Raw genomic sequence first — 13,258 nt, 5'->3', positions numbered from 1 at the left:
TAAATCCCTATACTACACATCAATTAAAACTCTTCATCTGAATCAACATCCGGGAGGGGTAATTCCATCGCAACAGGTTTTCTTGGCGATGCACGCTTCAATGCTTGTTGTTGCCCCAATAAAACACCATCACCGCCAAGAATTAAATCAATAACTAAAGGTTCAGGAAGAGCTTGCCAGGATTTAGAAAAGAAACCCTCAGAAGACAGATCAACTCCAATTTGATATAAACGCACGCTGCGAGCAGGATCAAGATGGGCATACCCTGCTACCAGAGCGATTCTTTGGGTTCCTTCCAGGCGAGGAATCGTTATTTTCCGTTGCTCCCCGGGCTTAATAAAAAATCGGTTAAGACTGATTACCCCCTTTGGTGCTTCTTTCAACATTAATAACTGGCTTAAATGGTTATCATCCTGAACATAAGCCGTAAAATCCTTTAACTTGTCAAACTGCACAAGCAATAGCATTAGAGTATGTGATTGCCCTTGATATTGATTAAGCTCTTTATTGGCAATTAAATTCAGCTGTATTCCTTGCTCGTCATAACCCCATTTCATGTCCAGAAGTGCCTGATCTTTTGATTGATCCTCACCATTGCTGCATCCTCCAGTAGCAAGAAGGACAAAAGTCAGAAAAAATAATGCCAGGACCTTCATACAAGAGCCATCACTTTGGTCTGACCAGGCACGGACACAATACCAATTGTATTTTGCGGGCTGCCATTATGTGTAGTCTGGCTAGTGAGTCGTACCGCCGGTTTACCGCCGAACATCACTTTTTGGCTCCCTGTAATAAATGTTACTTCACCCATAATTTTATTGCTGGTGACACCGCCGATGCTTCCTGCCTGATCGCCATTACTCATCGAAATTTTGCTTTTCAGATTGAGTGCAGGCATGTTGCACACGAGCACCTTGTTGACCAAACCACCTGGGTCGGCCATCTTTGTATCGCCCATATTTGGGTAAGGAACAGGAATGGGTCCAAGAGGTGCTGGCGTTTTACAAACATCCGGCACCGTTGCGACCGCCATTGCACCGTCATTACAAAGAACATACATGTTTTCTCTCCTAGCCTAAGTTAATGCGCTGAGCATCGACAGTGACTAAGACATCTGCCTGCATATCAAGCACGTTGGCATGCACACAGCATTCTTTTTCAATCAACTGCCGCTGGGACCCAACACGAACATTTTCATGTCCGCAAATGCGTCGTTGAGACTCCTGGATATCGCTACGATAGCTCATTGCGACATGGGTGTGCCTGATTGCATATTCACTCCGCTCATGCCAACGACTTTCCAGATATTTCCCAGTAACTTGAAGATGTTGAGCAGTAAAAAGTGCATCGCCAAAGCATGCAACTCCCTGGTTTGCTTGCATAACCAAACTATCTCCGGCATCAATCAGCATGCCTTCACGAGTGGTAATGCTGAATTGCCCTTTTGGCAGGACCAGCTTGAGATCACCAGGCATACGCAGTTCAACCTCCTGGACTGAACCTCGCTCCAGAATATTCAGAATATAGCCGTTTGTCTCATCCCGACAAATCAAAACAACATCCCCTACAACCGGACGCACTAAGCACCCAAATGCGGTTTTCAACCAATGGCGCTGGCCGTCACTGCATACCACCCCGAAACGCTCCCCATCGAGCGCATTAACACGCGCCTGAAATAATTGCGCTCCGGTTGAACTATATGAAACACAACTTTTTAGATTCATCATCTTTCCCTATAAATGAGGTTGCCACTTTTCTGCCGCCACCCGTTTCTCTTCGATGGGTCGTACTGAAGTTCTGTCCACTCCACGCCAGTCACAATCAATAAATTCAGCTTGATGAAAATCAGCATTATCTAACCTGGCTTCCACAAATGAAGTCAGGTTCGCCTTTAGCCTACGGCAACTGGCGTAACGCAGATCGGTTTTTGACATATCTCCAGCATCAAGACTCATGAGATTAAGATTCGCATTTGTCAGATTTGCGCCAGTGAATGTTGAATGCCGAAAATAACTTTCACTGAGTATCGAAAATGCCATATTAGCATGAGTAAAATCACTGTTTTCACATTGTGAGCGGTATAATGATAAATACCGCAAATCATTCATGGAAAAAATACATTCATTTAGTACCGACCGCTCAATTGCGCATTGAATCAGATCTGAACGCCGAAAACAGGCATTATTTAAATCACAATCACTTGCTCTCACTTTTTCCAGATAACAATCATCTAGCTGCAGATCTTTAAAAATACAAGCAGACCAGGTTGCATTATGAAACTGTGCTTCTGTCAGCCTAATGTCCGAAAACTGGCAAGCATTCCAAACAGTACTCTCAAGAGACGCCTGAGCAAAACTCAAACGTTCAGCAGAACAACGGCTCCACAAACCTTTTTTTAGCACGGTATCAAAAAAATTTCCATCTGTCAGCGTACAATCTGTCATATACAAATTATCAATATGACATTGAGAAAAAATAGCATTATCTAACTGACAACATTCCCAGACACTATCATTTAAATTCACCGCAGTGAACTTTGCACCTCGGGCATCAATACATTCAAAACGTATCCCCTCGAGATTTATGTTCTGATAATCTCCTCCGGCGAGAGAAACATCATGTACACAAGCACTATTTTTTATATACTCCTGCAGTTCATCAGCACTAAGCATTTTGTGCTCCGTCATTCAAATCCTGCAATATACGACAATCCGTTAATAAAACACCCTCAAGATTAACATCATTCCCATATGCCCCTTCAGTATCTGCGGCATATAAATTACTGCCGCGTAAATCAGCATTTTGTAAGCAGGTATTGCGAAGGCAGGCATCCATTAAATTCACTGAAATCCAGTGAGCACGGCTCAGATCGCAGCGGCTAAAATCCGCTGACTGGCCAACAAACCGATACCCATCTGATTCAGTCAAATCGCAACGAACAATCCAGGCCTTCTCCAAATTGGCCTGACGCAAAATGGCTCCTTTTAAATAACTATTCTGAATACTTATGTTTGTTAAGTCAGAATTATACATATCTACATCAGGTAAATGGCACTCACAGTCCATACGCAAATCATGTAAATCACTTTCACTCAGGTTAACAGAGCAACCTTTTATCTTTGACCACACTACACTCGCGAGGACACTGCCACTAAATACAGCATTATCTATCTGACAATCAATAAACTGAGCTTTCGTCAGGGCACTTTGTGCAAACTTAACGCCATTCATTTTACAATTTATAAACCGCCCACTTTCGAACCGGGAGCTATCAGCTATTGCATCATTAAATATACAATCTCTAAATTGGGCGTGTTCCCCTGCCACACTTGCCAGACATGCTCCGCTAAAATCACAATATTCAGCCCTTGACGACGTAAAGTCAGCACATTTAAAATTAGCGCCACTGAAATTGCAGTTTTCAAACATGGCATTGGGGAAACATACGTTCTGCAATTTGCTATTAATAAATTGACAATCACGGAAGATACAATCACTAAATGTTGCATCAGCTACATTGGCACGATCAAACTGGCATTGACTAAATTCACAAGCATGATAAGTTGCGCCCACCAAATAAACATCGCAAAGATCCAACCCCATGAAATGTTGTTTCTGCAAGAAAATATTATTCTGGTAACTCTCTTCCAGCTCTTCTTTTGTCCATGTTTTATCTTTAACGTTGATATCGACCAGAGGTAACATGCCTACTCTGGATAAAGACTCCAGCTCTTTATTCAGTGCCGAAAATTCGTCCATGCTCTGCATGAATTGAGCCTTTTGCTCTTCAGATATGTTATCCCCCAGTGTCGATATTGCGTCCGACATTAATAGCATTGGATCGTTAATGTATTTGTCAACGTCGCCTGAAGCAGAGTGCTCAAATTCATCAATATCAATACCAGCCTTTGCAGCGTGTTCTTTAACCTGCGCCATCCCTTTTTCCATTTCAAAATCAATGAGTTCACTGATAGACATGCCAGAAGGGTACTCTTCAGTTTCCAAGTCCACAGGGTTTGGTACGGCCAGAATTGCCGCCTTGTACTTGGATAAATCAATATTGGGCGCACGCTTTTGCATATCATCAATGATGGCTATCATTTCTTTCTCAGCTTCCGCGAATGCCTCATCAATAATACTTCTATTTTCACCGTTCTGCTGCAATTCACCTTTTTTATCCAGGACTGGCGGAACTTCAATTTCAGGTTCAGCAGGTAACAGAGGGATAACCGGCTCAGCAGGCCATAACTCATTTATCCAGTCAAGTTTGTGGCGTGGAGGGGTACTCTGCTTCTCACACACCGCCGCCACAGACAGCAGATCTTCACCATCTATATCCTCTACTGGCAATTCCGTGCGATAGAGAAGCAATTGATGATGAACATCCGGGAACAACCAGACGGTATCCAGATCTAACGTCGCTTCTGTCACTATTGCCTCATCACCAGAGAGACGCTCTACAAATAACCGGGGGCGGAGCGCTGGCAGTTGGCCGGTTATTTCCAGATGTTCAGGGTGCATCCCCACTACGCGCCACTGTTCATCCCCATGCCAGAAATCATCCTGACATTGATCCTGCGGGACTTCGTCGAACCAACGGCGATCGCTATCTATCGGCAAAAAAGGCTGCGTTGTGTGCTGCCAGAGTAAATCCAGCGTTCCTATATGGCAGGCACGTTCGGGGTTTTGTGGCAACAACGGCATCAAAGTGGCAGTCTTCGGGCACTGTCCTGGGTGAAGTAAAGGCTCCTCTTTAATTTCAATTTGCGGCAGAACAACACCGTCTTCAACTTCGCCTTGTATGAAACCACACCCTTTGGGGTTTGCCGCCCATCCTTCACCGCCAAAGGCATGGTGGCAATCGATGGCAACGCTCGTGAGCGGCGCAGACACCACGGCTTTCCAGCCCAAAATACCTTTTTGCCAGTACCGTGGAGGGAAAACATGCAACATTTTTTCAACCTTACCTACCTGGGTCAGTACAGTCATCCCCTGCCGCTGCTCAGGTGTCAACGCAAAAGCGGTGCCGTGAACAGCAAACGTTCCACGGTGCTTTTTGAGCCCACAATCGAAAGGTAAATTACCAAAACGTTGCACAATCCACGGCCATGCCTCCTCGCTTGCAACCACGCTTCCTTGCGCATCAAGTAATAAACCAAGGGTAATCACCTGGCTGTTTATTACGTCTAATCGATGCTTCGTTTGCAGGACCAGGCTGAAATCGCTACATCTGCTTTTCATATTCCCTCCGTGAAAACATATTCCTTAACAAATTAAACCCATATCATTTTTATAAACAAAACCATTATCAAAGGAGTTTTATTATTTCGAAATACTCACATCATTTGCATTGATACCTGTACTATCAACCTGCAACGTTTGGCCTCCAGCTGTTATCTTCACCGATGATGAGTCTGTGTTTATTGCGGTTGGTTTTACACGATAAACACTATCTCCAGACTTCAAACAAATTTCGCCGTCTTTTAGAGTAATACTGGAGTTCCCACAACTTAAAATTATTTCTACAGGGCTTTGTAATTCCACCTTGCCGGTATTATGAATCGTAAAAATAGGGTTTGCATCAGCTTTTATATCTGCAATGTTAGCAACATTAACAGTACCAGAAAGTTCAGGAGCAAAATAAATATGATAAGTATCGGCGATATATAACAATGATTTGCTCACAACTTTATCTTCTTTATCATAAACAACTGTTTTTTTCTTTATGAGAGAGACATGATTTGTCGCCAGCCGTTTATGTAAAACTTTATTTAAAGTGTATGAAGGACCGCTACATTCAGCTTTAAACGTAGCCCCAGTAGCGTTTAATGTAACAGAAGTGATATTTGCATTTACTGTAAGAGCAGCCCCATTTTCATTAAGTGTAGTATTTATACCGTTCGCATTATTTACAAATTTTATTCCAGCACTATTTACATCTCCACTAAATGATACAGAGTTGGCTACAAATTTTTTGTACGTCACATTATTCGCTTTAGTCCCCGTCGAATGGTTATTAGCCCAATGCAGGTGTTTATCCGTATCTTTCGCTTCACCCTTAACAGACTCTACAGGTGCATCTGCTCCAGTCACAGAGACGGTGAAATGATCGCCGATGTTTTGTTCAAACGAATTCGAACCAAATTTCATATGATTTTGGGTTGTCAAACTGGCGCCAGATACCCCGGCATGCCCTAGCGAGAAATGCGAATCTCCCGACGGGGTTCCCATAGAGATATTCGCTGTAGATGGATTATCATCTGCCTTTAGATAATGGCCATTAACCGTAGTGAAACCACTGGTCGTTGCGTTATCTGCGTTAACAATACTGGGATTCTCTGAGTTAGGGACACTGCCAATAATAACCGGTCGATCCGGGTCGCCACCCATGAAGGAAATCAATACTTCAGTCCCTTTTATTAAAGGAAAGTGCATTCCATGCTTACTGCCATTGGACGGGGTAGCCATCCGTACCCATGCCGACCCACGCGTCTGCGCCCTGTCCTTTCTCGCAAACGGAAATCTCACTTTATAGCAGCCATGCTCATTCAGCAACGGCACATCATCTTCATTGTCATTATCAATAACAGCATTGAGTGTGCCAATTATCCGCGGCTTTGCCGTCGTTCGCATTGGGCGAAACTGGAGATCCTCTGACAGCGCAACAAATTGAGTTCGGGACTCTTCCTGAATAGAAGCAACTCCCTCTTTCTCCAGGGCAGGCAACGGTTGTTGACCTGTATGTTTGACTTTAATCACCTGGAAACGCGTATTGAGTCGCTGGTTAGAATGGCCGTTTAAACGCATAAAATAGCCAGCGCGCACCCCTGTGGCCCGACCACTTCCCTGATACACGGACTGTATGCAGCGCAACGCCTGAGATCGGCGTTTTATCAACCAGTCACCTTCTGCCAGAGATCCATAATGTTCATCATAAGTGACTTGCTCACCGATAAACGCATGACCTTCTGAGCCATCTTTACGGGACGAAGTTTTATTAGGCATCATATCCACTGTGTCTTCTACAGTAAGCTGTAGCTGCGCATTACTTGTAGAAAAATCTTTCAGTACCAGTTTGTCTGGTACTATTTGCGCATGCCGAGTAAACGAACTCAACATGGCCTGATCAATTTCCGCCGCCAACGTCCGGGACTGAGGACGGTAATTTATCGTAACACTCTCATGCTCCGGCTGAAAACGGATATCACCGCAGAAAATAACCGCCTCATGGTCGCGCTGTTGCTCAAAATAATAATAAATCCCATAATACTCCAGCTTACGGGCCAAAAATCTTAAACTCGTCTCCTCAAACTGACAGGTAAAATACTCCTGTGTATAGCCAATATCCTCAGAGGGGATGCGAATATCGAAGTCATATTTATCCATACTTTCTTTTGACTGGACTCCCGCCCCCTCAGTCATGTTTCCCAGCTCAGCAATAACCACGCGAATGATATCGGGTAGGCTAAGATCGAGCCAAGTATCAGAGAAACGAAACTGTTTTAACAATGCCAAACGCGGCTCAAGCACAACCTGAAAATATGAATAATGGCTGTCGGCATTCAGTTCTACTACAGAAGTGACAACACCATGATAAGGCTCCATCTCACCGTTAGCATTAACGAGAGAAATAGTTGCAGGTTTCCCCAATAGGGTCTGAGCATCGAAAGTCATATCCTCACAAGCAAGGTCAATCTCAAAACGGTATGGTTTCGAAATTTCTTCTTCACCTTTCCATTTCTCAACCAACAGTGTCGTCGCTTCCAGTGCGGTAGAACTAAATATTGCTACTGATTCGGCATGAGTCATCATAATAAAATCCTTTCTATATACGTAGTTTTACTAACTGTTTTTCTGCGAATGAGTAAGATTTCAAGCGGTCACTTCCTGACTCATATCGTCATGCCTTTCACTTACTGTTATTTTCCAGTCATATTCCTCACTCAATGAAACATTAATTGATTTCATGAATTCATCTCCAACAATTTCATTTAACAAAATTTCTGAAATCTTCGGTGTTAGCCCCTTACGAATAATGAAATCGACATTTCGTGCCCCCGTCTCAATATTCGTACAACGATTTGCAATTTCGTCAATGACATCATCAGAAAAATGTAGTGCAACTTTCATCGTGTTCATTACCCGATCGCTTAAAATATTTAACTTTAATCTCACTATTCCTACTAAATACTTCGGAGGAAGGGTAAAGTAAGGCACTACGGTCATACGCGCCAGCAGAGCTGGCTTAAAATGTTGTGAAAGTTGTGGTCGGATTTTATCAACCAACACCTCAGCGGAGGGTCTTTCGGTTGCGCAAAATTTTGTAATCTCATTGCTTGCCAAATTCGACGTCAGGAAAATAACCGTATTGCTAAAATCAACAATCCGCCCTTCACCATCAGCCAGGCTGCCTTTATCAAAAACCTGATAAAAAAGATTCACAACATCAATATGTGCTTTCTCAACTTCATCCAATAAAATTACCGAATAAGGACGCTTGCGGACAGCTTCCGTTAAAATCCCCCCCTCACCATACCCTACGTACCCCGGAGGAGAACCAACCAATCGGCTAACACTATGCTTCTCCTGATATTCACTCATGTTAATAGAAATAAGTGACTGCTCTCCACCAAAGAGTTGATCGGCCACAACGACTGCCGTCTCTGTTTTTCCTACGCCGGAAGGGCCGACCAGCAAAAATACGCCCAGTGGTTGCCGTGGGTCACGAACACCAGAATGAGCAATTTTCAGTATTTCAGATATTTCAGATACAGCTTCATCCTGGCCGAGGATACGCGCTTTAATCTTATCGGCCAGAGTCAAAATATTATTCGTGCTATCGCGCTGAACCTTTCCCAGTGGAACCCCGGTCCAGTCGGACACAACCTGCGCAATAGTATCCGGATTAACGTCAGTAAAGATGAGTGGCGTTTCGCCTTGTAACTCGGTTAATTCTGCTATAGATAGCGCAATCTCTGCGTCACACTTCTCTTTGTCCCCCTGTTCGTCACCAACGGCATCGCGGCACACTGTATCAGATTGACATAATTCCATGTTTTTGCGTGCTTCAAGCAGCCGGTATGCCGCATCACGCTCACGTGCCCAATGCGCTTTCAGTTCCGCATGCTTTTGCTCGAGCACGATACTTTCAGTAAGTAAAGTGTTTATCCGTATACTATCCACTGGGAATCCTGCATCACGATCACGCGTAAGGGCCTCGCACTCACGTTTCCACTCGAGTAATTTGCGCTCCATCGCTTCCAGTTCAGCGGGCTTAATATCCAGACCAATACGAACACGTGCACAGGCAGTATCGAGCAAATCGACAGCCTTATCGGGCAATAAGCGACCGGTGATATAACGATGCGCCATCTCGCTTGCGGCAACAATGGCATCATCGCGGACAGTGACGTTGTGGACTTCTTCGTAATAACACTTTAACCCACGCAGAATAAGTGTTGTATCCGCGACACTGGGTTCATCAAGTTTAATCAACTGAAAACGTCTGGCCAGCGCAGCATCTTTTTCAAAATACTTCTTGTACTCAGCCCACGTTGTTGCCGCAATAGTGCGTAGTTCGCCACGGGCAAGCGCAGGTTTAAGTAAATTGGCAGCGTCAGATCCCCCTGCAGCACCTCCCGAACCAATAAGCATGTGAGCTTCATCAATAAATAGGATGACAGGTGTTATTGAGGCTTTTATTTCAGAGATAACACCATTGAGGCGGTTTTCGAATTCCCCCTTGACGCTAGCGCCAGCTTCAAGTCGGCCAAGTTCCAAGCTTAATAGCCGTGTATTTTTCAGAAAATCAGGTACATCCCCCTGGCTAATGAACAATGCAAGACCTTCAACAACAGCCGTTTTACCCACACCAGGGTCACCCACAATAATAGGGTTGTTTTTACGCCTGCGAGCAAGAATATCAATCATCTGACGCACTTCATTATCCCGGCCAAACACGGGATCAATTTTCCCTGACGCTGCTTTCTCAGTAAGGTCTTCACAAAAGCGCGCAATCGCGCTCTCGCCAGATTGTCTTGCTAGAGTGCTATTATTTTCTGAAATACCACTCAGCGAATCAGCTAAATCACCTTCAGATGAGCTACTGACAATATCAGCAAAACTGCTTATCAAGGCATCTTTTTGAATATTGGCTAAGAGATCGCCATAATGCGTGTTAGAGGCATAATAGCCAATGCGAGAAATCAATGCTAATAAGAGAGAACCGCTGCGAATAGACGAACTTTTCAGCGTAATGGACGACAACAGCCATGCATCTTGAATCAGCTCAACGAGGAACATTGAAAAAACTGGGCGCCCAGGATTTCCTTTTTTGACATGGCTAAGATACTCATCCAGCAGAGCAATAAATTTTAACGAATTAATTTCAAAATACTTTAAAATCAATGAGATATCAGACAATTCATCATCCATTAATTGTCTGAACAAATGCTCAAGCGATATTTCATAATGGCTTCTAGCCAATGTCATACCCGCAGCACTTTCTATTGAGCGAGTAGAGTATGTATTCAAATGTTTAAACAGCTCTTTTAACTCTACATGAATCATTTTCAACTCCCATGTTTATACATTCCAGACGGCTACTTTGAAAGAACAAACGTTACAGCATCCTGATTGCTCTCTTCACCGATCCATGTGTTTAATCCCAACTGATTCCAATTATTTCCCAATGAATTAATCAGCCTGACATCATTGCTTAATTTCAAGACTAAACGACATGTCAGTACATTATTTAAGTACAGAGAAATTATTTCTTTTAAAAAATTAAAGCTGGTACCACCAGGCAATAGAGAAATAAAATCATTCTCATTCAGAGATGATACATAAATATCAAATGTAAGGCTGCGATCCAGCACCCTCTGCCCCAGTATAGTATCATCGCCCAACGTTGTTTGTTTTACCCCAAGACAAAAACGAGATGACTCTTCAATAGCAATCAACGTTTCAACACAAGACACCACATTAATATTTTCATTATCTAAAGAAACCTTCAATAAAGTTTCCAGGCCCATTACATTACGAGGAAACTGGTTGAATATACCCGCAAATCTAAACAGTTTTCTGGCCAGAGCTCGATGTTTACCTCTGGCATCGGTAACACCGAGTAATGACTCTAATAACACCAGGTGGCGTGAATCATTCCTCTCGTTAGTGGATAACCAAAGCTTGTTTCTCTCCCAGGCTCGGAAAAACAATGCATATAATGAAGCATGAAAAATATCGAGAAAATCTCTACCTGCTGTTCCACCTTGCCTTTTCTCTTCAAGCAAATCTTCTGTATAGAACACAGGCAGTGGCGAGTCTACCCCATACAAGCCAAAAAAATTTGCCTCGAGGAAATATTTTCCATCATTATTTTTCGTAATACAGTTGATATCATTGCCAGGAAACCCCAAACCTAAATGAGGCCTAATCCTAAAATTGTCAACAATCTCACCAGGACAAGAGTCAATTTTATTAATAAGACGAATTGCCTGAAAAAATGAGTAAAGGTTCCCATTCAACGGCAATACACAATCTACAGCAGTTGTTGATTGCCGAATTTCGCTGGCCATATAATAACCTCACTATTTAGCGTATTATAAATAACTAATTCGACGAAACTGTTAACAGCAGCACAGTTCGAAAACAGAGAATCTAAAATACAGCCAAACAAGTATAAGTCACCAGCATTAACAAAGTTATCACCATTACAGAAAAGTTTTATAATCGTTCCATCAATCGGTAAACCACGCACGAAACGACGTTCCTGGTATGATTCTATTTTTTCAATGGATTCAATATGCTGATGACTCGCGCCTGTTTTATCCTTTTTTGAATAAGGAACGTATAATTTCAGCAAGTTTTTTAAATAATCACTATCGAGTAGGCGAAAATGATTGGCATTAATTTGTGACAATACTGTCCATAAAAGATGGGTATCATATTTAGGTTGTTGGCAGTTACTCACCAGACGAATGTTTTTGAATACAACTCTGGAGGGTGTATTATCCATTGGGAGATTAATGTCACCTTGATTTAAGACTTCAGGGAGTGTCCCATTGGTACATAGCAAATCTATCGATAACGTTGATGGCGAAAGATCATCTTCAAAATTCATTAACCCCAGATAAATATCATACTCTCTGGAGTTCATAATTGAAGGCTGAATATTTAAATTGTAAGATTCATCTTCAGAAAACACATTAAACGGAAGCAGTTTTTTTTCTGAACCATCACTCATTAACCTCGTGACATTGAGCACTGAGTAAATCCACGCATGATATCCCTTTCCCAATCCAGGCGGCTGAATTCGATACTCAGGCTGAGTATGATCGATGTAGAGCGGATGAGCGCCTTGTTTATAAACATTCACCACAGGTGTCACACCGAGCATCAGGCTATTTCCAGTTAATTCTGGAGCCCACGCGGGGATGGTATCAAAAATGAATCTAATATTGAAGGTGCTACACGCTCCTCGTTTCGTCCACTCCTTAATACCATTCAGTTCTAAAAACAAAAATTTTTCTGGAAATGTAAAATACTCCAGCAACTGACGATAAGCCGGGAAAGACTCATCTGAACAAGGTAACAGGCTAAATGAATTATCAAAACCCAAATGTTTGAGGTGCTGAGGTCCGAGTGTTTTAGAGGGAGCATTCTCAGATTCGAAAACAATCTCTTTCAAATTGAGGGAAAGCAATCTCAAAAGTAAACATGCCTCAACTTGTCCATCACCTAAAAAAAACTGGAGTGCATCGGCCTCCCAGGCATTAATATCTGGCTGGCTAAATTTCAACTCAACAACCATTTGCTTTTGCTGAATATTATCCTTATCCCAATAAATTTTTGTAATATCCACCGGTTCAAGCGCAACGGGCAATACTGTCCGAAACGGTATTCTGTAGCCCTCTACAGGAACAGAAGCAACTTCGCATCCTTTCTCAATCTGAACAACACTCTGTAGGGCAGAGCGAGACTTAAATTGCAGGACCGACATGCAAGGGATCGGCTTTAAAAACTGAGGATAAAGCAGATGAGTGAGTGTCTGTATGAACTCAGGGAATTCATTATCAAGGCGCTGGTGGATAATGCTGGTGAGAAATGCCACACCTTCAAGCAATCTCTCGACGTCTGGATCGCTGGCTTTCTCAGCACCTAACATTGGCGCAAGTGCGGGGTTTCGTCTCGCAAACTCGTCAGCAAGATTGCGTAAGCTATTTAGCTCATTTTGATAATAATTACTTAACATGAGTTA

The 13,258-nt window shown here is 42.9% G+C and carries 9 protein-coding genes; all 9 read right to left on the bottom strand.

The window, feature by feature from the left end; genetic code table 11:
* Positions 1 to 23: 23 nt before the first annotated feature.
* Positions 24 to 656, bottom strand: a complete 633-nt coding sequence (locus HV261_RS09675; protein ID WP_202038143.1) for a type VI secretion lipoprotein TssJ — start codon at positions 654 to 656, stop codon at positions 24 to 26.
* Complete coding sequence (locus tag HV261_RS09670) at positions 653 to 1,060, bottom strand: DUF4150 domain-containing protein (protein WP_202038142.1); 408 nt, start codon at positions 1,058 to 1,060, stop codon at positions 653 to 655. The genes HV261_RS09675 and HV261_RS09670 overlap by 4 nt, the downstream gene beginning before the upstream one ends.
* 10 nt (positions 1,061 to 1,070) lie before the next feature.
* On the bottom strand, positions 1,071 to 1,727 hold the full coding sequence (locus tag HV261_RS09665) for a DUF3540 domain-containing protein (RefSeq protein WP_202038141.1): 657 nt from the start codon (positions 1,725 to 1,727) through the stop codon (positions 1,071 to 1,073).
* A 6-nt stretch (positions 1,728 to 1,733) separates the two neighbouring features.
* On the bottom strand, positions 1,734 to 2,687 hold the full coding sequence (locus tag HV261_RS09660) for a pentapeptide repeat-containing protein (RefSeq protein ID WP_202038140.1): 954 nt from the start codon (positions 2,685 to 2,687) through the stop codon (positions 1,734 to 1,736).
* Positions 2,665 to 5,241 carry a DUF2169 family type VI secretion system accessory protein gene (locus tag HV261_RS09655; RefSeq protein ID WP_202038139.1) on the bottom strand — a complete coding sequence of 859 codons (2,577 nt, stop codon included), beginning with the start codon at positions 5,239 to 5,241 and terminating at the stop codon, positions 2,665 to 2,667. Before HV261_RS09655 ends, HV261_RS09660 begins: the two co-directional genes overlap by 23 nt.
* Before the next feature lie 81 nt (positions 5,242 to 5,322).
* Positions 5,323 to 7,812, bottom strand: coding sequence for a type VI secretion system Vgr family protein (tssI, locus tag HV261_RS09650; RefSeq protein ID WP_202038138.1), 2,490 nt, complete (start codon positions 7,810 to 7,812; stop codon positions 5,323 to 5,325).
* Positions 7,813 to 7,872: 60 nt separating this feature from the next.
* Positions 7,873 to 10,569 (bottom strand): type VI secretion system ATPase TssH, encoded by a 2,697-nt coding sequence (gene tssH / locus HV261_RS09645; RefSeq protein ID WP_202038137.1) that lies wholly within the window; start codon positions 10,567 to 10,569, stop codon positions 7,873 to 7,875.
* A gap of 32 nt (positions 10,570 to 10,601) precedes the next feature.
* Entirely contained in the window at positions 10,602 to 11,576 is a 975-nt protein-coding gene (gene tssG, locus HV261_RS09640) for a type VI secretion system baseplate subunit TssG (protein ID WP_202038136.1), read from the bottom strand.
* Complete coding sequence (tssF, locus tag HV261_RS09635; RefSeq protein WP_202038135.1) at positions 11,540 to 13,252, bottom strand: type VI secretion system baseplate subunit TssF; 1,713 nt, start codon at positions 13,250 to 13,252, stop codon at positions 11,540 to 11,542. The genes tssG and tssF overlap by 37 nt, the downstream gene beginning before the upstream one ends.
* Positions 13,253 to 13,258 lie beyond the last annotated feature (6 nt).

This window comes from Citrobacter sp. RHBSTW-00671 (genome assembly GCF_014103415.1).
Lineage (GTDB): Bacteria > Pseudomonadota > Gammaproteobacteria > Enterobacterales > Enterobacteriaceae > Citrobacter.
The sequence above is the reverse complement of the archived record's forward strand: the minus strand, read 5'-3'. Positions and strand labels throughout refer to the sequence as shown.